16 protein-coding genes are annotated in these 24,743 nt (G+C 40.6%); 1 reads left to right on the top strand and 15 read right to left on the bottom strand.

All coding sequences use genetic code 11. The features are described 5' to 3' along the window. Window positions 1-127: 127 nt before the first annotated feature. The 13 genes from rpoC to CLV38_RS07315 all read right to left on the bottom strand — a co-directional run bounded on the left by rpoC (window position 128) and on the right by CLV38_RS07315 (window position 21,428). Window positions 128-3,754: a DNA-directed RNA polymerase subunit beta' gene (gene rpoC / locus CLV38_RS07375; protein WP_106193489.1), complete on the bottom strand. Its 3,627-nt coding sequence runs from the start codon at window positions 3,752-3,754 to the stop codon at window positions 128-130. A gap of 114 nt (window positions 3,755-3,868) precedes the next feature. Then, the gene (rpoB, locus tag CLV38_RS07370; protein WP_170068843.1) at window positions 3,869-7,480 is read right to left on the bottom strand and encodes a DNA-directed RNA polymerase subunit beta; all 3,612 of its coding nucleotides are present in this window, start codon (window positions 7,478-7,480) and stop codon (window positions 3,869-3,871) included. A 444-nt stretch (window positions 7,481-7,924) separates the two neighbouring features. Next, window positions 7,925-9,922 carry a transketolase gene (tkt, locus tag CLV38_RS07365; RefSeq protein WP_106193483.1) on the bottom strand — a complete coding sequence of 666 codons (1,998 nt, stop codon included), beginning with the start codon at window positions 9,920-9,922 and terminating at the stop codon, window positions 7,925-7,927. Between the two features lie 28 nt (window positions 9,923-9,950). Continuing rightward, a complete protein-coding gene (locus CLV38_RS07360) occupies window positions 9,951-10,655 on the bottom strand; it encodes an HAD family hydrolase (protein WP_106193481.1) in 705 nt (234 codons plus the stop codon). Window positions 10,656-10,741: 86 nt separating this feature from the next. Further along, the gene (locus CLV38_RS07355; protein ID WP_106193478.1) at window positions 10,742-12,016 is read right to left on the bottom strand and encodes a class II D-tagatose-bisphosphate aldolase non-catalytic subunit; all 1,275 of its coding nucleotides are present in this window, start codon (window positions 12,014-12,016) and stop codon (window positions 10,742-10,744) included. 24 nt (window positions 12,017-12,040) lie between these two features. Next, window positions 12,041-13,102: a PTS fructose transporter subunit IIC gene (locus CLV38_RS07350; RefSeq protein WP_106193476.1), complete on the bottom strand. Its 1,062-nt coding sequence runs from the start codon at window positions 13,100-13,102 to the stop codon at window positions 12,041-12,043. A 13-nt stretch (window positions 13,103-13,115) separates the two neighbouring features. After that, window positions 13,116-13,433, bottom strand: a complete 318-nt coding sequence (locus CLV38_RS07345; protein ID WP_106193473.1) for a PTS fructose transporter subunit IIB — start codon at window positions 13,431-13,433, stop codon at window positions 13,116-13,118. Between the two features lie 18 nt (window positions 13,434-13,451). Then, on the bottom strand, window positions 13,452-13,907 hold the full coding sequence (locus CLV38_RS07340; RefSeq protein ID WP_106193471.1) for a PTS sugar transporter subunit IIA: 456 nt from the start codon (window positions 13,905-13,907) through the stop codon (window positions 13,452-13,454). A 2-nt stretch (window positions 13,908-13,909) separates the two neighbouring features. Next, a complete protein-coding gene (locus tag CLV38_RS07335) occupies window positions 13,910-15,832 on the bottom strand; it encodes a BglG family transcription antiterminator (protein WP_106193469.1) in 1,923 nt (640 codons plus the stop codon). A 237-nt stretch (window positions 15,833-16,069) separates the two neighbouring features. Further along, on the bottom strand, window positions 16,070-16,675 hold the full coding sequence (locus tag CLV38_RS07330; RefSeq protein WP_106193466.1) for a class I SAM-dependent methyltransferase: 606 nt from the start codon (window positions 16,673-16,675) through the stop codon (window positions 16,070-16,072). Window positions 16,676-16,798: 123 nt separating this feature from the next. Continuing rightward, window positions 16,799-18,160, bottom strand: a complete 1,362-nt coding sequence (fumC, locus tag CLV38_RS07325; protein ID WP_106193463.1) for a class II fumarate hydratase — start codon at window positions 18,158-18,160, stop codon at window positions 16,799-16,801. Between the two features lie 58 nt (window positions 18,161-18,218). After that, on the bottom strand, window positions 18,219-19,847 hold the full coding sequence (locus tag CLV38_RS07320; protein ID WP_281260048.1) for an NAD-dependent malic enzyme: 1,629 nt from the start codon (window positions 19,845-19,847) through the stop codon (window positions 18,219-18,221). Between the two features lie 285 nt (window positions 19,848-20,132). Next, a complete protein-coding gene (locus tag CLV38_RS07315) occupies window positions 20,133-21,428 on the bottom strand; it encodes a uracil-xanthine permease family protein (RefSeq protein WP_106193458.1) in 1,296 nt (431 codons plus the stop codon). Window positions 21,429-21,766: 338 nt separating this feature from the next. Between CLV38_RS07315 and CLV38_RS07310 the strand changes: the two genes are divergently transcribed. Continuing rightward, window positions 21,767-23,002, top strand: coding sequence for an MFS transporter (locus tag CLV38_RS07310; RefSeq protein WP_106193455.1), 1,236 nt, complete (start codon window positions 21,767-21,769; stop codon window positions 23,000-23,002). 55 nt (window positions 23,003-23,057) lie between these two features. Here CLV38_RS07310 and CLV38_RS07305 read toward each other — a convergent pair whose 3' ends face one another. Next, the gene (locus CLV38_RS07305) at window positions 23,058-23,549 is read right to left on the bottom strand and encodes an LURP-one-related/scramblase family protein (protein WP_106193453.1); all 492 of its coding nucleotides are present in this window, start codon (window positions 23,547-23,549) and stop codon (window positions 23,058-23,060) included. Window positions 23,550-23,555: 6 nt separating this feature from the next. Beyond that, window positions 23,556-24,725 (bottom strand): FtsW/RodA/SpoVE family cell cycle protein, encoded by a 1,170-nt coding sequence (locus tag CLV38_RS07300; protein WP_106193451.1) that lies wholly within the window; start codon window positions 24,723-24,725, stop codon window positions 23,556-23,558. Window positions 24,726-24,743: the final 18 nt, after the last annotated feature.

The raw sequence follows: 24,743 nt of genomic DNA, 5'->3' as shown, positions 1-24,743 counted from the left end.
CAAAAGCACCTCTAGCATAGTACCACGTAGATTTGAATCTGTCAACATTGTAAATAAAATTAATTAAAATAGTAGAGAGTTCAGGAGCAGCAAATAGCGACTCCTTATTCTCCTTTACTCTAAATGATTATTTTTGTTCAGTTGCCTGAGCGTCTTCGTTGATACTGTAGACGTTATCGCTGACAACTCCTACTTCTTTAGGTTTCATATCGTTATACACTTTCATACCTGTTCCAGCTGGAATAGATTTTCCGATGATAACATTCTCTTTCAATCCGATCAGTTTATCGTTCTTTCCTCTGATTGCAGCATCTGTCAGGACACGTGTTGTTTCCTGGAATGAGGCAGCAGATAAGAAACTGTTCGTTTCAAGAGACGCTTTAGTGATTCCAAGTAAGATCGGACGACCTGTTGCAGGTAATCCACCGGAAATTAAAGTCGCTTTGTTGGCTTCTTTAAAGTCAGCTACATCGACTAGGCTACCTGGTAGAATGCTTGTGTCACCTGGATCCATGACTCTAACTTTCTGCAGCATCTGTCTAACCATAACCTCGATATGCTTATCTCCGATTTCAACCCCTTGACTGCGGTATGCGTACTGAACTTCCTGAAGCATGTAGTTCTGTAATTTGATTACATTACTGACAGCCAGGAGTTGTTTAGGTTCAATTGACCCTTCACTCAGTGCATCTCCACGTTCAACGAAGCTTCCTGCTTTCACACGCATACGGGCATTGATTGCCAATGTATAGGTACGTGTGTCAGTTGCGCCTTTAATCGTTACTTCTTTCGTACGTTCAGCAGGGATTTCTTCAATCGAAACGACTTCCCCTGTTACTTCTGTAATAGTTGCCAGACCTTTAGGGTTTCTGGCTTCAAAGATTTCCTGTACACGAGGCAGACCTTGAGTGATATCATCTCCGGCAACCCCACCTGTATGGAATGTACGCATAGTTAACTGAGTTCCAGGTTCTCCGATAGACTGAGCAGCGATTGTTCCAACTGCTTCTCCTACTTCGACTTCACGACCTGTTGCCAAGTTACGACCATAACATTTCTTACATACACCGTGGTTCGTGTTACATGTGAACACCGAACGGATAGTGACTTTTTCGATTCCTGCATCAATGATGACTTTAGCAAGATCTTCAGTAATCAGATCATTTTCTCTGACGATGATGTCACCTGTTTCAGGATGTTTCACTGTTTTACGTGCGTGACGTCCGATGATACGCTCTTCAAGCGGCTCGATTTCTTCCGTGCCGTCACGAAGTGTTTCAGCGACTAGTCCACGTTTTGTGCCACAGTCTTCTTCACGAATAATAACGTCCTGAGCTACGTCAACTAAACGACGAGTCAAGTACCCTGAGTCAGCTGTTTTCAGCGCTGTATCTGTCATTCCTTTACGAGCTCCGTGTGTAGAGATGAACATTTCTAAAACGGAAAGCCCTTCACGGAAGTTCGATGTGATCGGTAGTTCCATGATTCGACCACTCGGAGCTGCCATCAATCCACGCATACCTGCTAGCTGAGTAAAGTTGGAGATATTACCACGGGCTCCTGAATCACTCATCATGAAGATGTTGTTGTGATTATCAAGAGTATTCATCAAGTGGTTCTGAATCGTATCTTTTGTTTTCGTCCAGACATCGATTACTGCAGTGTAGCGCTCTTCTTCAGTGATCAATCCACGACGGTGAGACGCATTGATACGGTCAACCTGATCATGTGCTTTAGTTAGGATATCTGCTTTTTCTTCTAGTTGAGAAATATCAGCGATCCCTACTGTAATACCTGATTTAGTTGAATGTTTGTATCCAAGGTTTTTCATTTTATCCAGCATTTTAGATGTTTCTGTTACCTGGTAACGTTTGAACACTTCTGCAATAACATTACTGAAGTTTTTCTTCTTGAATGGTTGAACAAGTTCGGCATCTTGTATGTGCTTAACGATATCCGTTCCATAAGGGACAAAATACTTGTCAGGCGTTTGTTTTTCCAGGTTAGCTTGAGATGGCTCGTTCAAGTACGGGAACTCTCTAGGCATGATTTCATTAAAAATCAGCTTACCTACAGTAGTAATCAGATACTTGTCTTTCTGCCAGTCAGTAAACGGCTTGTCGAGAGATGACGCGTGAACCGCTACTCTAGTATGCAGGTGGACATAGCCAGTCTGATACGACTGAAGTGCTTCAGCATGACTGGAGAACCTAGTTCCTTCACCAATTTTACCGGCATCTTCCATCGTCAGATAATAGTTACCTAATACCATATCCTGAGATGGTGTAACAACTGGTTTACCATCTTTAGGGTTCAGGATGTTTTGAGCACCCAGCATTAAAATACGTGCTTCAGCCTGAGCTTCATCACTTAATGGAACGTGAACAGCCATTTGGTCTCCATCGAAATCGGCATTATACGCTTCACACACTAACGGGTGGAGACGTATTGCTTTACCTTCAACTAAGATCGGCTCAAATGCCTGGATACCCAGTCTGTGAAGAGTAGGGGCACGGTTAAGAAGAACCGGGTGTTCACGAATAACGTCCTGCAGTACTGGCCAGACTTCGTCATCCATACGCTCAACTTTACGTTTTGCATTTTTAATGTTGTTCGCAATTTCTCTTACAACTAGTTCTCTCATAACGAAAGGTTTGAACAATTCGATTGCCATTTCTTTAGGCAGTCCACACTGGTACATTTTTAAAGTGGGACCTACAACGATAACTGAACGACCAGAATAGTCGACACGTTTACCCAGTAAGTTCTGACGGAAACGTCCTTGTTTCCCTTTAAGCATATGAGATAGTGATTTCAGCGGACGGTTACCCGGTCCAGCTACTGCACGGCCACGACGTCCATTATCGACTAGCGCATCTACAGCTTCCTGCAGCATACGTTTTTCGTTTTGAACAATGATATGTGGTGCGTTCAGATCAAGCAGTCGTTTCAGACGGTTGTTACGGTTGATAACACGGCGGTACAAGTCATTCAAATCACTTGTTGCAAAACGTCCGCCTTCTAATTGAACCATTGGACGCAGTTCCGGTGGAATAACAGGGACAACGTTCATTACCATCCATGCAGGATCGTTTTTAGAATGTCTGAATGCTTCCAGAATATCCAATCGACGAATCGCACGTGTTCGTTTCTGACCAGTAGCCGTTTGAAGTAATTCTTTCAATTCTTCTACTTCTTCTACTAGCTTCACACCGTTTAAAAGTGTTTTAATGGCATCCGCACCAATTTCAGCTTGGAATTTAGTGCCATACTGCGCACGGCGCTCACGGTATTCTCTTTCAGTCATTAATTGTTTTTTCTCAAGTGGTGTGTCACCTGGATCTGTTACAACATAAGAAGCAAAGTAAATGATTTCTTCTAATGCACGTGGAGACATGTCGAGAACTAATCCCATACGACTCGGGATCCCTTTAAAGTACCAGATATGTGTGACTGGAGCAGCTAATTCTAAATGTCCCATACGTTCTCTACGGACTTTAGATTTCGTTACTTCTACACCACAGCGGTCACAAACGATTCCTTTATAGTGAACGCGTTTGTATTTCCCACATGAACATTCATAGTCTTTAGATGGTCCAAATATTCTTTCGCAGAATAACCCATCTTTTTCAGGTTTCAGTGTTCGGTAATTGATTGTTTCTGGTTTCTTAACTTCTCCATAAGACCAGCTACGGATTTTATCCGGTGAAGCTAAGCCTATCTGAATACTTTCAAATTTATTTACATCGATCAAAGGGGCTACCTCCCTTTAGTAGATTATAGAGCTGCCCTTGCTCCTTTTCTTGCGCAAAGACGAAGGAGAGGTCAGGTCTAATTTCCCGACTCTCTCGTTTCATCCAGTCTAACCTTAGTCTTGCTCCAGTTCTTGTTCCTGTGCTTCCAGTTCACTTTCAGCAAGTGCCTGTTCTTCTTTCACTCTTGCTTCTTCAGCACGTTTTTCATCTTGCTCTTTTTTCATTTTTTCTAGTGAATCAACATTTCCAAACTCGTCATCTTCATCTGAGTCTTCCAGATCGATTGGTTTGTGATCGATATCCAGCACTTTCAAGTCCAGCCCTAATGACTGAAGCTCTTTAACCAGCACTCGGAATGATTCAGGAACACCAGGTTTTGGAATGGTTTCCCCTTTGACAATCGCTTCGTAAGTTTTAACACGTCCGACAACGTCATCCGATTTGTAGGTCAGGATTTCCTGGAGGATATAAGCAGCACCATATGCTTCAAGTGCCCATACTTCCATCTCTCCAAATCGCTGTCCACCAAACTGCGCTTTACCACCAAGTGGCTGCTGCGTTACAAGTGAGTAAGGACCTGTTGAACGGGCATGGAGTTTGTCGTCAACCATGTGCGCCAGTTTAACGAAGTACATGACGCCTACAGATACTTTATTATCAAATGGCTCGCCGGTACGGCCATCAATCAATACTGATTTAGCATCGTCATCCATACCTGCTTCTTTGATAGTTTCCCATACTTCTTCTTCATTCGCTCCATCGAATACAGGACTTGCAATGTGAATGCCCAGCTTACGTGCCGCCATTCCCATATGCAGTTCAATAACTTGTCCAATATTCATACGTGATGGTACCCCAAGTGGGTTCAGCATGATATCAACAGGTGTACCATCCGGAAGGAAAGGCATATCTTCTTCAGGTAAGATCAAGGATACAACACCCTTGTTACCGTGACGTCCAGCCATTTTATCTCCAACGTTGATTTTACGTTTTTGAACAATGAAGACACGAACAAGATAGTTTACACCAGGAGATAATTCGTCTCCAGCTTCACGCGTGAAGATTTTAACGTCATGAACGATTCCGCCGCCACCGTGTGGTACGCGTAAAGAAGTATCTCTGACTTCACGGGCTTTTTCACCAAAGATTGCATGCAGCAGTTTTTCTTCTGCAGACAGTTCCGAGACGCCTTTAGGTGTTACTTTACCTACGAGGATATCGCCATCCTGAACTTCCGCACCGATTCTGATGATGCCACGGTCGTCCAGATCTTTAAGTGCGTCGTCACCGACGTTTGGCAATTCACGTGTGATCTCTTCAGGTCCAAGCTTAGTATCACGCGCTTCTGATTCGAATTCTTCTATATGAATAGACGTATAAACGTCATCTTTCACTAGTCGTTCACTCATGATAACGGCATCTTCAAAGTTATAGCCGTCGAATGTAGTGAAGGCGATCAATGGGTTACGACCCAATGCCATTTCTCCATTTTCCATAGACGGTCCGTCTGCCAGGATGTCACCTTTATCCACTTTATCGCCGTGACGTGCCAGGGCGCGCTGGTTATAAGATGTTCCTGCATTTGATCGTTTGAATTTTGCAATAAGGTAGCTGTCGAGTCCGCCGTCTTCACGTCTGACTCTGATTTGTTTAGCATCAACATATTCAACAGTTCCAGAGTTTTTAGCAATAATTGCTGCTCCAGAATCTCGTGCTGCTGTGTGCTCGATACCTGTTCCGACAAGCGGTGCTTCCGGCTGAATCAGCGGAACCGCCTGACGCTGCATGTTCGCACCCATCAACGCACGGTTTGAGTCATCATTTTCAAGGAACGGGATACTTGCTGTCGCTACAGAGACAACCTGCTTAGGTGAAACGTCCATGTAATCCATCAGTGAAGCATCAAGCTCTTCATTATTATTTTTAGTACGTGCCAGTACCAGATTATTTACAAATGACCCATCTTCATTTAATGGTGCATTTGCCTGGGCAACGACGAACAGGTCCTCTTCGTCAGCTGTCAGGTAATCGATATGAGCTGTAACCTTGCCTGTTTCTTTGTCTACTCGACGGTAAGGTGTTTCAATAAATCCAAACTCATTGATTTTCGCATAAGTGGATAAACTGTTGATCAGTCCAATATTCGGTCCCTCAGGCGTTTCGATCGGACACATACGGCCATAGTGGGAATAGTGAACGTCTCGTACTTCATAACCGGCACGGTCTCGTGTCAGTCCGCCGGGTCCAAGTGCAGATAATCGACGTTTGTGTGTTAACTCACCCAGTGGATTCGTCTGATCCATGAACTGAGATAACTGAGATGATCCGAAGAACTCTTTAATAGAAGCAACAACAGGTCTGATATTAACCAGCTGCTGTGGTGTTGTGGTCGTTGTGTCCTGAATAGACATACGTTCACGTACCACACGCTCCATACGGGATAATCCGATACGGAATTGATTCTGCAGCAGTTCGCCAACTGAACGGATACGTCTGTTACCTAAGTGGTCGATATCGTCAGTTTCCCCGATACCTTCCTGCAGGTTGAAGAAGTAGTTCATTGAAGCAATCATGTCTGCTGGAATAATATATTTGATTTCACGATCCGGATAAGCATTACCAATAACATTGACCACACGGTCGCTGTCCATAGGTGAATATACTTTTACGATTTGTAAATCAATCGGTTCCGGTACAACCCCTTCATCAGAAGGATGTAGTGTAACGGCGTTCAGACCGTTATCGATATGCGGGCCTAATTCATTCATCACTTCACGGTTGATCAATGTGCCCTCTTTAGCTAACAGTTCGCCTGTTTCACTGTCAACAAGTGATTCTGCTAAAGTAAGTCCCATCAAACGGATTTTAAGGTCTAGTTTTTTATTCATTTTGTAACGTCCGACGCGAGCTAAGTCATAACGCTTCGGATCAAAGAAATGCGTTGTCAGTAAACTTCTAGAAGAATCTGCTGTTTTAGGTTCTCCTGGACGAAGACGTTCGTAAACATCTTTCAGTGCTTCTTCAACACGAGAATCAGACATGTTTTTATGCACATCTTTTTCAAGTGTTGCCATCAAGCTGTCATTCTGTCCAAAAATGTCTAAAATCTCATCGTCAGATCCAAATCCTAATGCACGAACGAGTACACTTAAAGGAATTTTACGCGTACGGTCAATACGTACGTTTGATAGACCTTTAGAATCTGTTTCATATTCAAGCCATGCGCCACGGTTAGGAATGACTGTAGAGCCGAATCCTTCCATGCCGTTCTTCTCGATTTTAGGGCTGAAGTAAACACCAGGTGAACGAACAAGTTGAGAAACGATAACACGTTCCGCACCATTAATGATAAATGTACCCTGATGAGTCATAAGTGGGAAATCGCCGAAGAACACTTCCTGCTCTTTCACTTCACCTGTTTCTTTGTTGATTAAACGCAACTTTACATATAAAGGTGCAGAATAGTTTGAGTCGTGTTGTCTCGCTTCATCTACTGAGTATTTAGGTTCCTGTAATTGATAATCTGTAAATTCCAGTGAAAGATTTCCTGTAAAGTCTTCAATGGGAGAGATATCTTTGAACATATCTTTCAATCCATCTTTTAAAAACCAGTCATAAGAGTTTGTCTGAATTTCGATTAAGTTCGGTAATTCCAATACTTCTTTGATTCGTGAATAACTTCTGCGTGTACGGTGCTTGCCGTATTTTACGTCTTGGCCTGCCAACCTCTTCACCCCTCATAAAATAATCACTAGTTGTCATAATCAGAAGCACTGTATCGATCTAAATCATGCACACTTTCAACCAATAATAATATATTACAATTGTGTTGCAATTATTATCATTCGATTAAAAAGTGAGGGTTTACCCTATTTTAGACCAAAAAAAATACAAAAGAGTCGTGAAAGATTCATCCTGGATCATCACACATTCTTTTGTTTGGCTTCAAAAATCGCGTACGGACAATATTTCGCACGAATTTCTTTTTCATACTTTATTTAGCGTCTATTAAGTTTACATAAAAAGCAAGTGGAAGTCAAGGTATAACATAATTAAAACAGAAAAGCTCACCACTTATTGGAGACAGTGATGAGCTTTTCTGTTTTAATTAAGAAAGTCCTCTACTATTGCAATGTATTATTTGTTGTAAACTTAGTTAATTCAAAATTTTAATTAATTGATAAATAAGTGTTTACGACGTTTTCAGGTGTGAAGCCATAAGCTTCAACCACTGCTTCGCCATTACCACTTGCACCAAACTTATCGATAGCCAAAACTTTTCCTTCTGGACCGGCATATTTATGCCAACCGAATGAAGAGCCCATTTCAATAGCTACTCTGTTTTTGACAGCATAAGGCAATACTGATTCTTTGTAGTCATCTGATTGAAGTTCAAACAAATCAAAACTCGGCATTGAGACAACTGATACATCGTGTCCTTGCGTTTTCAATTCTTTTTGAGCCTCAACAGCTAATGATACTTCCGATCCAGTTGCGATCAGGATACCATCTGGTGTTTCTTTATCAGATGCAGATAGAACATAGGCACCTTTTTTAACGTTTTGTCGAGCAGAAGCTTGAGTTCCTGGCAATACAGGCAAGTTCTGACGAGTCAATACAAGCATTGTAGGTCTGTCTGTAGAAGTAACAGCCACTTCCCATGCAGCAGCGACTTCGTTTCCGTCAGCTGGACGTAAAACGGTTAGGTTGTGCATACCACGGAAACTTGACAACTGTTCAACTGGCTCGTGTGTTGGTCCATCTTCTCCAACAGCTATTGAATCATGAGTCATAACATAGATAGCCGGGATACGTGACAAAGCAGCTAAACGAACAGCCGGTCTCAGGTAATCAGTAAAGACGAAGAATGTAGCCACATACGACTTAGTTCCGCCATGCAGTAAAATTCCGTTTAAAGCAGCAGTCATTGCAAATTCACGTACACCATACCAGATATTGCGTCCGTCGTATTGTCCTGCCTGGAAGTCTTTAACATCATCGATCATTGTTTTGTTGGATCCAGATAAGTCAGCTGAACCACCCCAGAAATTAGGGACAGATTTAGCAATGGCATTCAATACTTCTCCACTTGTTGAACGAGTAGCGGCAGAACCATCACTTTCAGCATAACTTGGTAAGTTTTTATCCCAGTCTGCAGGTAATTCTCCTGATAGTGCAGAATCAAAACGAGCTGCAAGGTCTGAGTGAGTGTTACGGTAATCTGTCACTAATGAGTTCCATTCAGCTTCAGCTTTTTCACCTTTATCGATTATAAGCTCTTTAAAGCGATCTTTGACCTCTTGAGGAACGAAGAAGTCTTCGCCTTCCCATCCATAAGCTTTCTTGGCAGCTTCCACACCTTCAGGTCCAAGTGGTGCACCGTGAACATTGTGTGTACCAGCATTAGTTGCACCAAATCCGATAACTGTCTTGATTTCGATCAGAGAAGGTTGGTCGGTATTTTCTTTAGCTTTTTGAATAGCTTGGTCGATTGCTTCTAAATCATTACCGTCTTCAACCAGAATATGTTCCCAGCCATAAGCTTCAAAACGCTTGCCGACATCTTCAGTAAATGCATTCGATGTTGGACCATCCAATTGGATATCATTGGAATCATACAACATGATCAATTTACCTAATTTTAAGTGGCCAGCCAGAGAAGAAGATTCTTGAGAAACACCTTCCTGAAGATCGCCGTCTCCACATAGAACATAAGTGTAATGGTCTACAATACCGTAGTCCTCTTTGTTATAGGTAGCTGCTAAGTGTGCTTCAGCCATAGCCATTCCTACAGCGTTTGCAATGCCCTGTCCTAAAGGTCCAGTTGTCGCTTCGACACCATCAGTAATGTGTACTTCCGGATGTCCTGGAGTGTTGCCTTCCAATTGACGGAAGTTCTTCAGGTTATCGATCGTTACGTCAAATCCAGACAAGTGGAGCATGCTGTATAAAAGCATTGACCCGTGACCTGCAGATAATACAAAACGATCTCTATTGAACCATCTGGAGTTATTTGGATTGATATTTAAGTGACGTGTCCATAGCGTATACGCCATAGGTGCTGCTCCCATTGGTAACCCGGGATGTCCAGAATTTGCTTTTTGTACGCCATCTATACTTAGGGTACGAATTGTATCAACAGCCATTTGATCTATTTTATCGAACAATTAACTTCAATCCTTTCGTATTATAATTTTATTTTGCATTACAAATTTTTTTTATTAATTCTAATGCTTCTTTGTTATCAGTAAGCGTATAATCTGGCAATATATTAGAGTTATAACTCTTTTTGTAATGATTCATCCAAATAGATTTCCACCCAGCTCTTTTTGCACCTACGACATCATTTTCAAACGAATCGCCGATATAGTAAGTTTCTTCAGGCTTTAATTTCATTCTATTCTCAGCAATTTTGAAAATTTCTTTGCCTGGTTTAGATTGCCCAACTTCTCCTGAAATAATTATATTTTCTTTTGCAATCCATTTTTTAAGTTTCAATTGTTCAATTTTCTTTTTTTGATGATATTTTGGTCCATTGGTAATTATTCCAATTTTCAAATTTGCTCTACAAACAAAATTTAGTACATTTTCAAACTCATCCAATAATTTAATTTCTTGTTGGAATTTTTTGTAACTTTTTTGAAATTGTAGCGCTTCAAAATCCGTAATGGCTAAATTAAAATCGCTCATTGCACTTTTTATTCTGTAGATATGCATTTCTACTAAAGGTAACTCCCCTGATTCAGTAAGATTGAAAACATTATCGCTATAGAACCTACTTCGCTCGTACAATTGCCTACTATCTATTTTAGTATCTTTAAAACAAATTTCAAATGCTTGTTTGAATGGTATAAATTGATCATATAATGTATTATCTAAATCAAATATAAAATTCCACACAAAATCATCACCCCTAGCTACTATTTTTCTATAATATAAAACAAACAGGATAAAGGTTATCTTTACCCTGTCATTATAACTTAAACTTATTTTGTTAGTATGTTATTTATCCTAGAAGTAGCTCCTTTTAAATTAAATGACTCAGCGTAATCTCTAATAGGTCTCTTAATGTGGTCTATTACAAATCTTTTACCATTAATATTGTTTAACGTTAAATTAGTATATAATTTCTCGATTTCCAATTTAACCTCATTATTATTAAAGGTATAGTGTCCCGCAATATCGAGTATTTGTAGAGACAAATCGTTATCAGCTTGAATTTCTTTAACTGTTAACTCTTTTTGATCTCCTACCATCCACTTTCTCCAACGCTCACTTTTTATTGAATGAAGTAGCAGTACTTCTTTAAGTTTCGAAGGATCTTTCACTAAGTTGTGTTTGACCAAATTTTTTTCTAACTCATATAATTTCAAATATGCTCTAGTTTCTTCAGTTCCATATTGTGGAGCAACATTTGTAGCAGCTATATTAGCTGGTTTGTGTTCAAGCAGACTAACGTCATCAAGGTAGTCTCCATTGTGCTCCTTAAGTCCTACTCCATATTGTTTTGCCATACGGGATAACTCCAGAGCATTCTCAAAGTTAAAAGTCCCTGCTTGAATTGTTTTTTTAACTAGGGTACCTGTTTGACCAACAATAAATACTGGCATCGGAAGCTTTCTTTCTGTTAACTTGCTTTGTAATTCTATAATAAACTTTTCGTAGGTATCAGTTGTCGTTAATCCACCATTCGTTTCTTCAGTGCCTACCTCATATCCAATCTCAGGTAAATCTCTTTCAATTCTTTCATTTTCACAGAATTCTATTAATTCTAACGTTCTCTCAATAACCACATCTAGAGGAATAACTTTGCCCATTTCAAAAGGATCTTTTGTAGGATCTATCATTAACAAATCAAATCCAGCCTCAATATCAGCTATATAAGATTTTTTTGCAATATCCATTGCTTTTTTTTCTTCTAAATGAGAATTTCTTTCTTCATCTCGTTGCCACGGCCCACCGTGATCTCTACACATATAGTAGTAATTATTGTAATTAATTGAACGAGCTACTTCTTCTACAGCTTTTTTAAATGTAAATTGATTCCATCCGTTAACATATCCTCCACCTAATTCATCCAAATCTACTTGATTACGGCTTGCTATAAACATAACTGGATAATCATCGTTTTTAGATAGTTCTAAAGCAGCTTGAATTGCATTTTTAGACATTGGACCAATACCTAAAATGGTCGTACTCTCTCCAATATCTTGTAGTTCTAAAATACCTTTAACTACTTTTGAAAGTGATAGTTTATTCATAATCATTCTCCTATTATTTGAATTTTACTTACTAGTTTCGTTATCCACTAAATCTATATCTTTTTTTAAGAAATGTAGCATTGCAACTGAAATGGCAACCCCCACGAACATTGATATAACAAACCACATACGCCCGTTCACTACAGGTAGGATTATTAACCCACCATGAGGTACCAGCGCCTCTACATTGTTCATCATACTTAAGGCTCCACCCACAGCGCTACCAACCATTATTGATGGAAGAACTGCTTTGACATCTTTAACTGCGAAAGGTATTGCACCCTCTGTAATTCCTATTAATCCCATAAATATAGCCGAAGTACCCAACGGTTTGTCTGCTAATGTATATTTACGTTTTGATATTAGAGTAGATATTCCTAATGCAAGTGGTGGAATAGCTACTGCTACACGATGAGCTCCATTGGGAGCATAAATACCCTCAGCCATTAAGGCTAGTGTGAAAGCGGTTGCTGTCTTATTAATTGGCCCCCCCATATCAATAGCAGTCATAGCACCAATTATCGCTCCCAGTAAGATAGCACTAGTTCCTTGCATCCCGCTCAGAACCTCTACTAACCAATCCATAGCAGTACCAATAGGAACCGCAATTACATATATATACAACATACCCAGTACAAATGTTACAAAAACTGGTACAATTAAAATAGGCATAATAGTTTTTATTGTTTTTGGTACCTTCCAAGTCTTACACCATCTTACTAAATACCCAGAAGCAACTCCCAATAACATTGCACCTAAAAATCCGGTTTGAACTTGAGATGAACCAATTGGATTGTTAGCTACAAACCCCAGTATCATACCCGGGGCTAGTCCGGGCTTGCCGGCTAGAGAGTATGCTATATAACCGGCAAGGATTGGTATCATCATTGCAAATCCTGCTGAACCTATATCAAGAATATTTTGCATAAATTGATTTGTTACGACCATTCCTTCTGGGGTGGCTTCCCCTGTTGCTAGAGCTATTGCCAAAAATAATCCTCCAACTACTACAACAGGAATTATATATGAAACACCTGTATTAAAAGCCTTTTGCAGGTCATTCAAGATGTTACTTTTTTTATTCATAGATTTTATCCTCCTATTTTATTTTTTCAGCATCATCAATTACTTTTGAAGGGTGCTTTATAGCTTCTCCAGGATCTATTTGTAATACTTTTCCTTCCTGCTCTTTCACTTCAAATCTCTCTTCACCTTCTATACCAATAGAAACGGCCAATATCAATACATCAGCATCGTCTATCTCAATTTGTTCTAATTCATTTTCAATACCCATGCTTCCCTGAGTTTCTACTTTAATATCGTATCCTCTTTTTTTACATTCTTTTTCAATAGCTTCCTGCGCCATATATGTATGCGCAACACCGGTTGGACAAGCTGAAACGGCAACAATTTTCATAATTTTCCTCCTTGTTTTTTATGAATTTAGTATGTCATAAACTTCATTAAGATCATCTGAACTTAAAAGTGAATCTCTAAATTCTTCATCAAGTAACTTTTTACTTAGTAATGAAATGAATTTCAGATGGATATTATTTTCGTTTTCTACCGGAACCCCTATTAAAAAAACCAACTGTACTTTTTCTTCATAATTCTCTGTCCATACAAATTCTTCATTTGTTCTCACAAATCCTACAAATGGTTTTTGTACTGAATTATCTTTTCCATGAGGAATGGCCACACTATAACCTATTGCAGTTGGCATACCCTCTTCTCTACTCATTACTGATTTTTTAAACTCAGTGATGTCATTAAGATAATCTTTTCCTCTTGCTGCATCAACAATCCACCCAATCACCTCCTGTTTTGATTTAGCATTAAGATCCAGTTTAATTAAATCTTTTGAAATTATATTATCAATAGAATTTTCCATTTTCATTCTCCTTTTAGCACATTCAAGAAATCATCTTTATCTTCTACATTTTGAATTAAAGTGACAAAATCTGATGATTTAACAATTTGATATATGTCTGAGAGTATATCTTTTATTTTTTTTATATCCTTCTCAGCTACACAAATTAATATTATCAACTTAACTGAATGCTGGCACCATTTAATCGACTTATTGTTCACTATAAATACTACTCTAGTTTTCTTTACAAATTTCGGACTTCCATGTGGAATCGCTACACCAGTAGGTAAATCAGTACCACTAATTTGTTCTCTCCTCAAAACACTTTCCAAAAAGTCAGAATCTATAATTTTTTTATCCAGTAAGCCTTTACAAATTTCTTTTAGGCAGTCTTCTCTTTTATTGTAATTAGTACCCAAATAAAGAAATTCTTTCTGCAGATAAGGGATGATGTTGTTCAACTTAATATTATTCTTATCAAAGTCCTTACTTAAAACAAATTCATCATTAAAAATACTTTGTATGTTCTGTACATCCTCATTACTCAACAAAGGAGAGACAACCACTAGCTTAACCTCATCTACGTCTATATCTACTGTAGATATTATAAGATCGATATCTTCAAGATGCATGTCAGTCATTTCTCTAATAGAAGCAACTTTTACTGTTGTAAAAGATGGTAATATATTCGATATCCTATTAACTAGCAGCTCAGAGGTCGCGACTCCAGTTGGACATACTACAAGTATTTTTTTGCTAACTCTAGAGCGTTCAATCGCTGATTGAAAATGAATGGATAAAAACCCGACTTCATCCTCATTAAATTTGATGTTCAATTCATTTGCATAATCAGAGAAAGTTACCCAAACTAAATTGAATAAGACTGAATACTCTCTTTTTATTTGATGTACAAAAGGATTTTTTAGCAAGAAGCCTCTTCTCAGTCTATAAACCATAGGAGGAATATGTTTTTTGAGATTTTCGAATAATTGCTCATCTTTACTTAAATCAATATCAACAAGTTTGCCTACTTTTGCTATTACTTCTTCAGCAAGATAATCAAAATGCTCCTGATTAGATATTAATTCAAACTTATTAGAGAGTAGATGGCTAGATAGATATATAAGATCGCTCGATGAAATTTCAAAATTTAATCTTAAAGACAGCTTATCTAGTAATTGTTCCGCACCGTTGTAATAATCTGAATCAGCTGTAGTATGGTTTTCAAATTCACCTTCTATATGTTCCCCGAAAATTGATCTATGAACCAACACCATAAGAACATTTAGTATATTAAAAACATAGTGCTCTCCTATTGCATTAGCATCCCTGGTTATATACTCGTACAACACTCTGCTACAAGCATTTACAATATCTTCTCCGTAATATTCTGATAATATTTCTTTGTTTTTTTCAAAATCATTTTCATTAATATAGCCTTCACTTTCATTTATAATCCAGTGGTTGAACGTAATTTGAGCTGATTGAATCTGACTCTCTTTCGCAATTAAACGAGTTCCCTTAGCATCGCTAGTAAGTTGGATATTTGCATCTTTGCTCAAAAGGTTATTAATATATTTAATATCGCTATTTATCGATGACTGACTGACGTGAAACATTTCTGACATAGATTCATATGTTAATATTTCGTTCTTAAATATTAGCATATGGAGCATCTTTCTTCTTCTAACCATAGGACTAAATTCATTACTTTCACAATCTGGTACTCTATTTTCTGGATTTTCTTTATCTTTAACCAATTTTATACCTGCAGAAGGTTTTTTTACCAAAACATATCCTTCTTTTTCAAAATAGCTATTTAAAGTCTTTAAATCTGTGTGAATTGTTCTTTCAGAGACATTCAAGTAATGTGAGTAGTACCTTATCGTTTTATATCCTATATTCTTTTTTAGTAACTCGTGTAATGTAACTTGTCTCTTCTTCAAAACTGTCCCTCCTCCTTTGTAAGCACTATCACTATATACATAGTCTAAACCTTTCTTCGAAACTGTTGAACGACATAAAATTGCAACAACTTATTGAATGTTATTGAAGTGGGCACTATAAAATCCACTTTAAACTTTTGTAAATTAAATACCATTCCAACTCAGCAGAAAAAACCGAATTGAAATGGCTATTAGACTATAAATATCTTTTTGACTTACCATAAATTTTTACTACTTTTAGTTTTTTCGTGATTGTAGTACCCAGTACCCTTTGTCCAGAGCTATTCTAACGACATTCCCATAAGTCTCTTCCATTACCTTTTTGGCACTTGGTGCGCCTTGCTTCCTTTGTATGACAATAATGAGTATACCTCCTTCGACCAAATGGTCCTTTGCGTCTATGATTATTTTATGGACAGTCTCTTTCCCTGCCCTGATTGGCGGGTTAGAAATAATTACCCCGTAATCTTCTTTTTTGACCTGCTCATAGATGGACGATACGAATATGGACACATTATCTATTCCATTCAGGCTCGCATTCTTTTTAGCCAGTTCCAGTGCGCGCTCATTCACATCGATCATATCGATGTCCAGTGTCGGATTGGCTTTTCCCAAAGATAAACCAACAGGTCCGTATCCGCAGCCAACATCCAGCACTCTCTTATTAGGAAAACAGGAATCCTCGATCGATTCGATCATGACCTGTGAACCAAAATCCACGCGGTCTTTCGAAAAGACACCTGCATCCGTAATAAACCTCAGGTCATTGCCTTTGAGTGTCGCGTTTATCTCTTTTTCATCTTTTTCAGCGTTCGGTTTAGATGTAAAATAGTGATCAGTCATATTTAGTACCCTCTTTTTTAAGTTAATCCTTATTCTTAGTATACTACGGACAGCATGACACTACAATTCTAGTCCACTATCTACATCTATAATCCTTTTTTCAGAGACTTGCTCTATTTTCAGTTAAACCATTTTCCTTGGATCTACATAAGTATCAAATTCATCTTCCGTCAGTATACCCATCTGGACAGCAGCTTCTTTCAGTGTCAGCTTTTCTTCATGTGCTTTTTTGGCAATCTGGCTCGCTTTGTCATAACCTATCTTAGGCGACAAGGCCGTTACAAGCATGAGAGACTGCTCGACAAGCTGGTTCATTCTTTCTTCTTCAACTGTGAGCCCTTTTAAGCATTTTTCATTGAACAAGTCTAAACTGTCACTTAGTAAGGTGATGCTCTGCAGAAAATTATACGCAATCACCGGCATAAAGACGTTCAGCTCGAAATTCCCTTGAGACGCTGCAACACCTATCGTCGTGTCATTTCCCATCACCTGCACACAGATCATCGTCAGTGCTTCTGCCTGAGTCGGATTGACTTTTCCCGGCATGATCGAACTGCCTGGTTCATTCGCCGGAATAGAAATTTCTCCTAAGCCGCTTCGTGGTCCGCTGGCCAGCCATCTGATGTCGTTCGCACATTTCATTGCGTTGGCTGCCAGTGCTTTTAAAGCCCCATGCGCAAAAACAAAAGCATCTTTACTGGATAGGCCATGAAATTTATTGGGGCTTTCTTTAAACGACACCTCTGTATATTGACTGATTTTGTCTATCGCTCTGGATGGAAATTCCGGATGCGTATTGAGTCCGGTCCCTACTGCCGTCCCGCCAAGAGGCAGGCGAAGCAAAGGGTCAAGTACCTGTTTCATCATCAGTTCATTCTGATGGAACATTTCTCTCCAGCCACTAATTTCCTGGCCAAACGTCAACGGAGTTGCATCTTGAAGATGAGTCCGTCCGATTTTGATTGTGTGTGCAAACTTGTCTTCCAGTTCTTTCAGTGTCTCCTGAACAGCAGTCAATACTGGCAATAAGCGTTCCTTGATCTGCAGGACACCTGCAATTTGCATAGCAGTGGGAAAGGTATCATTCGTGCTCTGACCCATATTGACGTCATCATTCGGATGAACATTTAATGGCTTTTCTTCATTAGCCAGGTGAGCAATCACTTCATTCACATTCATATTTGTCTGCGTTCCACTTCCCGTCTGCCAGACAGCCAGCGGAAATTCGTTGTCCCATTTGCCCTCAAGAATAGCGTCACAAACTAAAGCAATCGTTTCTGCTTTATCAGCAGACAGCAGACCCAACTCAGCATTTGTTAGCGCTGCCGCTTTTTTTATCATGACGTAGGCATATATCAGATCCATCGGCATTTGTTCTTTTCCAATTGGAAAATTGCCTAGGCTCCTTTGAGTCTGTGCTCCCCATTTATGCTCCATTGGTACACTAATTTCACCGAATGCATCTTTTTCTACTCTCTTTTTCAAGTTACCCCGCCTTTTTAAATCAATTTATTACGTTATTAAACACTTTTAGAACTAGCTGTTAAACAGACTTATAAACAGGCTCCCAGATACTCTCTTCAACCGCTTCAGCTGGTTCTTTTATGGGCACTCTGCTGACTTTGTCTTCAACTGCTTTTGTGATGACAGCAGTAGCAACAAGCTTAGACACTTCTCTCAGTTTGCTTACATCAGGCAGCAAGGCTTCTCCTGGTTTGCTCAGATCCAGCATTTCATTTACTGAGTGTGCCGCGGCCAGCAATATTCCATCTGTCACGTGATGGGCACGGGTGATGATCAGACCCTGTCCAAGTCCTGGATACAGCAGTGCATTATTTGCCTGCCCTATCTGATAGGTGACTCCTTTATAGACAATGGGTTCTGTTGGACTCCCTGTTACAACTAAGCCGTTCCCATCGGTCCACTTGATGATATCCTCTGCTTTAGCTTCAGCTAACTCTGAAGGATTTGAAATAGGGAAGATTGCTGGACGATTGGTGTGTGTCTGCATCGCTTTAACGACTTCTTCACTGAACGCATCCGTCTGACCGGAACAACCAATCAGTACAGTCGGCTTGATTAAATGAATCGTTTCTAGTAGATTCCCCGGGATACTAGCTAGACTGTCTTTATCGACAGCATATCGTTTCTGCCCTGAAGTCAGTTCTTTCTGTTCTGAGTGGATCAATCCGTATCGGTCATATAAGACAATGCGTTTTTTTGCCTCTTCAGCTTCCAGGCCTTTATTCACCAGTTCACTGTAAATCGTATCCGCGATACCAATACCCGCAGTCCCTGCTCCGAATATTAATACAGTGTGCTCAGATAAAGGCGCTTCCGTTACTTTTACAACTGAGTTCAATGCTGCGACCATCATGATCCCTGTTCCCTGAATATCATCATTAAACGTGCAGAGCGTCTGACGGTATGTGTTTAAAATCACATCAGCATGCTCTCTTCCAAAGTCTTCCCAGTGAAAGAGGACATTCGGAAATAGACGTGCAGCTGTCTGTACAAACTGGTCAATATAGTGGAGGTATTCTTCACCGTGCACCCTCTGCTCTTTGAGCCCAAGGTAACTTGGTGCATCCAGCAAAGCTTGATTATTTGTCCCTGCATCGATCACTATAGGCAGCACTTCACTAGGATCCAGCCCAGCAGCAACAGTGTACACTGCCAATTTGCCGATCGAAATGGCTGCTCCGTTGATTCCCCAGTCACCTATACCTAAGACGCCTTCTCCATCTGTGATGACCATCAGCTTCACTTCGGATAAATCGGCAGCTCCATTTTTTAAAACCTGCTCGATTTGATCAGGCTCATTAACTGATAAATAAACAGCATCTTTAGGATTAAAGTAATGCTGACTGAACTTCTTAACTGCTTCAGCAATTGTTGGCGTATAAATAACCGGCAGCAGTTTTTTGACATCCCGACTTATTGCGTTGAAAAATAGTGTTCGGTTCGTTGAGTAGATCGACATCAAGAACCGGTGCTGATTATAGGCATCTGCCAGCTCATCGACTTGAGCCAGCACTCTGTCTGCCTGCTCATCTATCGTTTCGACTCTGGATGGTAACAGCCCATTCATGCCATACTTTTCACGTCCCACTACTGTAAAAGCTGTTCCTTTGTTTAGATACGGATTCGTTAAAGGCGTGTTCTTTTCTATGTTAATCAGTCCCTCTCAGATAAGCCAGTCATCATCAGATAGCCCTCCAGTATTTGTTCTCACCATTATTAACCTACTATACCAAACCTTGAGATGAAATAATAAAAAAACAGCATCTTTTATCTAAGCTGATTATGCAGACTTAAACAAAGATGCTGTAATGGTATTTAATCGCTGAAGAGTTGATTCGTGTGCTGTCTGCAAAATCCCCATCAGAAGCAGACTGGACTGTTCAGTACCTATTGTATTGAAGATACGGCGTTAACCGTACGACCAGTTCTTCTCTTAAACTTCCGGTTGGTAATCTGCTTCTTCTCTCGGCAGAATCTGGTTCAAGATAACCCCTATGATAGCACTTAATGCAGTACCGGACAGCGTAACGAGTCCCGCAATGTCGATGACTGCGCCACCTAATCCGACAACCAGCATCGAGCTGGCAATGATCAGATTACGCGACTGATTGAAGTCCACTTTATCTTCAATCATGACTTTCAGACCGTTACTGGCGATGACTCCGTATAACAGTATAGACATGCCCCCCAGTACTGCGCCGGGTATAGTAGAAATCAAAGCAGTAAATTTACCCATAAAGCTTAGGATAATGGCAATGAATGCCGCATTTCTAATAACGGATACAGACGCGATACGTGTCATCCCAATAACTCCGGTGTTTTCTCCATATGTCGTATTTGCCGGCCCTCCGAAAAATGCTGAAACAGCTGTTGCCGCTCCGTCACCAATCAGTGTGCGCTGTAGTCCGGGTTCTTTCAGAAATTCACGGTCACATATTTTACCCAGCACCGAGTGATCTCCGATGTGTTCCGCAATTGTTACGAGTACGATTGGAAGCAGTGCCCATGTTTCAGGACCGAAGTAGAAGGTGTAGTTGTCAAATGTATTGGTTTCAAATGGCAGATAAAACTGCGGTAAAGAGAACCAGTTGGCATCCATTACCGGGGTGAAGTCAACGACTCCCAGGAGAATCGCAATGATGTACCCTCCAACGATCCCAGTCAGGAAGGGGATGATTTTAAAGAACCCTTTTCCATTTGTATTCACGAAAGCTGTAATCAAGAATGTAGCAATGGCTATGAAAATCGTGCGCCAGTCAGAATCCATGACTAGGCCGGCACTCGTGACCGCATTCCCTGCCAGTCCAAGACCAATAACAATAATCATGGGCCCGATGACGATTGGCGGAAGAACTTTGTCTACCCAGGCTGTTCCGGTGTACTTGATTACACACGCAATTAGTATGTAGACTAATCCCACCATGATGACCCCTGTCTGAGCCGCACTGATGTCCCCGCCCATCTGCTCAATAGCGATTTGCATCGCGGCAATATAGGCAAAGGATGACCCAAGGTAGACGGGTACTTTCGCTTTGGTTGCAATCTGGTATATGATCGTTCCGACTCCACTGGCTAACAGCGCGACGGAAACAGGCATATTAAGTAAAATAGGTACTAGGATAGTGGCACCAAACATGGCAAATACGTGTTGAAGACTCAAAAATAAGCCTTTCACTACTGCCGGTTTGTCCTCCACATCTAAAATCAATGGTCTCTGCTGTATTGCCATAACTAATCGCCCTCTCTTTTGTGTTTTCAGGGCATAAAAAAATGCCCTTTACATTATGCAAAAGGACCTTTAGGATAAGATGGAATCCACTTTTTTACTGACGCCTCCACTCTTCTTCAGAGAGGTGGTCTAGTCTTGTAAACAACTGGATATATGACGTTTTTCCATCCTTTTCTACCTCTCGGGATAGAATTAAAGGAGCTTTGCTTTAAATAGTGTACCAATACACAAAATAAAAAGCAATAGTCTTTTCAGCCTTTGTTTATGCTTTTGCTTTCATTCAGTTCAACTAGTATACTAGCTACACCTAATACATTTAGAAAAGAGGGATAGACTTAATGGAAAACCCGTCCAAATCTTTAAAGCACTGGCTGGTACTCGCTATCAGCTGTGGGATGTCCGCCAGTGCGATTGGGGTCAACTTGAATGTCATCGGCGTCTTTTATACGCCCGTATCTGAAAGTTTAGATATCTACCGGGGAACATTTGCCATGCATGCGACGATTTCTTCTCTCGCACTGGCTTTTGTCTCTCTTTACTTCGCGCCTCTACTGAATCGGTTTGGATGGAAACCGCTGCTGACCGGCGCTGTACTCTTAGCCTCCATCTCGACGATGCTGATGGCCTTTACCACTACCATATGGGTCTTTTATGTGCTGGGCGCCTTAAGAGGAATCGGAGCCGGTTTATACGCGATGGTGCCTTTATCCGTCATCGTTAATAACTGGTTTGAAAAGAAAAAAGGCCTAGCAATGAGCCTGTCATTTGGGTTCAGCGGCATCGCCGGGGCTATTTTCTCACCTGTTTTTACGTCTCTGATTGCTCAGATCGGCTGGGAAAACAGTTTTATCGCCATGGGCCTCGTCATGTTTCTTCTGGCCTTACCCGCCATCCTCTACCGTTACTCTCTCGATCCGAAAGAGGACGGGTACCTGCCTTACGGGTATGACGAAAGTGAGGAATCCAGACGAAAAGTTATTAAAAAAGCAAACTGGACTAATTTTTCGTTTACTCAAAAGTCATTTGTTTTTATCGCACTGATTGGCCTGCTGCATACATCGATTACGGGTATCTCTCAGCATCTACCGGGATTTGCCGAATCTAACCAGCTGTCTTCCCAAGTAGGTGGAGTCATGTTGTCAGCTGTAATGGTCGGAAATATCTCATTCAAACTGCTGATTGGATCGATCAGCGACGTCCTGGGAATTGTCAAATCGACCACATTGATGATCTGCATCAATATTTTAGGGATTTTTCTGTTGCTGACCTTTAGCCATCCGGTCATTCAGATTTTCGGCGCATTCGTTTTCGGATCTGTCTTTTCAGTTCCGGCAGTTGCCCTGCCTCTTTTAACAACTGAATTTTTCGGAAGAGCTTTATACGTCCGCATCTACCCTATCTTATCCTTCGTGTCAGGTGTCGGTGGCGCCTTATCCATGGCCGTCGTCGGGTATGTCTATGACTTTACGGGTACATACGCCTTGGCTTTCTTTACCGCACTGATTTTCCACTGCGTCAATCTGTGTCTGCTGTTTTTAGCCAGACGCGAAACGTTAAGACCCCGAACTGCATGAATCAGAAAAAAAGAATCCGGATCAAGTTGATTTCTCACTTGATCCGGATTCTTTTTTAGTGCGCTGCTGAACTGCTGTTTCTAGCCGCGGATATAACGCAGTCAATGACAATGACTGTTCCAAGCAATAACACCACATTCTTTTCTTCGTGAATAGTGATTTCATAAGTATCGCCCCATGAGACCCATTTTTTATTGATATCTGCGATAACATTTCCCTGATCCTTGATGACATAATCATGAGCCATGACAGATCCTTCAATATCCCATTCCTGCCCGTGGATCGTGTAGTTATTCTGGAAGAAGGCCCATTCTTTTTTTATGGTTGCTACCTTCTCATTATCGACAAACAAATCGAATTCAGGCATCAGCTTCCAGAGCTTCTGTTCGATATAGAGTACTTCTTTGTTGTGCTGATCGTATACTCTGAGCTTTTTTCCGAACGTGAGAAACTCTCCCTCTACAAAGTAGCGGTCTGTTTCATTCTCATCTTTGACTGTAAAACGATCGTTGAGAGATAACACCTGCTGCTTGATAAATAAACGCATGGCTGACTACCTTCTCTCGTTTAGTGTGTTCGCTTTTCTGTAATTGATTCGTGCCGATACATTTGCTACTAACCCTATCGATGCTGACAAGACAATCATACTCGATCCGCCGAAACTGATAAATGGAAACGTCAGACCGGTAATGGGCATGATCCCAATAACTCCACCTAAGTTGATGAAGGCCTGAACCATGAACATCGTTGCGATGCCGATACACAGGAGCGAGTCAAACGAATTGTTTGAACGAATAGAGGTCAGAAAGAGGCGGGATGCCATCAACGTAAAGGTAGACAGCAGAATAAGAATCCCAATCAAACCAAACTCTTCTCCGATAATCGACACAATAAAATCCGTATAGGGGAATGGTAAGAATCCCGTTTTCTGAACACTATTCCCAAACCCTACACCGAAAAGTCCGCCTCGACTTAACGCATAATAGGAGTGTACCAGCTGCATGCCGGCCCCCTCAGCCAGAGTGAACGGATCCCAGAAACCCAGGAACCGGTTATAGCGGTATTCATTCAGGAAAAAAAGCCGCGTGCCAAACGTCCTGATCAGTTGAGACAGTCCCAGCAATCCAATCACTCCCACAAGCCCGAAACTGAATCCGAGTTTCGGAGAGACCCCACTGGCAAAGATCATGATCGCCCCAATCAGGACAATGATGAATGACGAACCGGTATCCGGTTGAATGTAGATAAACAGGACAATAAAGGAGACCAGAATGAGCGGAGCTCCGATCGCATTGAAAAAGTTCTCACTAATTTTCTGCTGCTTTTTCGACAAAATGTAAGCTAAATACCAGATGACCATAAACTTGGCAAATTCAGCCGGTTGAATATTGAAAAAAGGGGTTTCGATCCATCGTCTGGCACCGTATATTTCTCTCCCGAAAACAAGAAGCACCATCAGCGACGCCGTTGTAATGGCTATCCCCCATATCACCAGCTTTTTATTTTTCAGCAGTTTTATAGGAAAGAAAAAGGCTATTAAAAAAACAACATAACCAACCACTACATAAACGGACTGTCTGGGTAAGTAATAATGCGGGTTCCCGTAATCATTTAACGCACTGTAACTACTTGCACTGTATACCATGATAATACTGAAAAGTGTCATCGCAAGATAAGGCACGACAATCAATTTATCTACATATTTTATCCGTTCACGTATCATACTGCCAGTCCTCTCTTA

Origin of the sequence: Alkalibacterium olivapovliticus (genome assembly GCF_003003275.1) — a bacterium.
GTDB lineage: Bacteria > Bacillota > Bacilli > Lactobacillales > Carnobacteriaceae_A > Alkalibacterium > Alkalibacterium olivapovliticum.
This window is presented reverse-complemented; position numbering and strand designations above follow the sequence as displayed.

Bases quoted from the DNA above. Each gene is read 5' to 3' on its own strand.
- CLV38_RS07310 (WP_106193455.1), top strand. From the start codon at position 21,767: ATGGAAAACCCGTCCAAATCTTTAAAGCACTGGCTGGTACTCGCTATC.
- CLV38_RS07315 (WP_106193458.1), bottom strand. From the start codon at position 21,428: ATGGCAATACAGCAGAGACCATTGATTTTAGATGTGGAGGACAAACCG.
- CLV38_RS07305 (WP_106193453.1), bottom strand. From the start codon at position 23,549: ATGCGTTTATTTATCAAGCAGCAGGTGTTATCTCTCAACGATCGTTTT.
- CLV38_RS07330 (WP_106193466.1), bottom strand. From the start codon at position 16,675: ATGACTGATCACTATTTTACATCTAAACCGAACGCTGAAAAAGATGAA.
- CLV38_RS07350 (WP_106193476.1), bottom strand. From the start codon at position 13,102: ATGAATAAAAAAAGTAACATCTTGAATGACCTGCAAAAGGCTTTTAAT.
- CLV38_RS07300 (WP_106193451.1), bottom strand. From the start codon at position 24,725: ATGATACGTGAACGGATAAAATATGTAGATAAATTGATTGTCGTGCCT.
- CLV38_RS07345 (WP_106193473.1), bottom strand. From the start codon at position 13,433: ATGAAAATTGTTGCCGTTTCAGCTTGTCCAACCGGTGTTGCGCATACA.
- CLV38_RS07340 (WP_106193471.1), bottom strand. From the start codon at position 13,907: ATGGAAAATTCTATTGATAATATAATTTCAAAAGATTTAATTAAACTG.
- CLV38_RS07355 (WP_106193478.1), bottom strand. From the start codon at position 12,016: ATGAATAAACTATCACTTTCAAAAGTAGTTAAAGGTATTTTAGAACTA.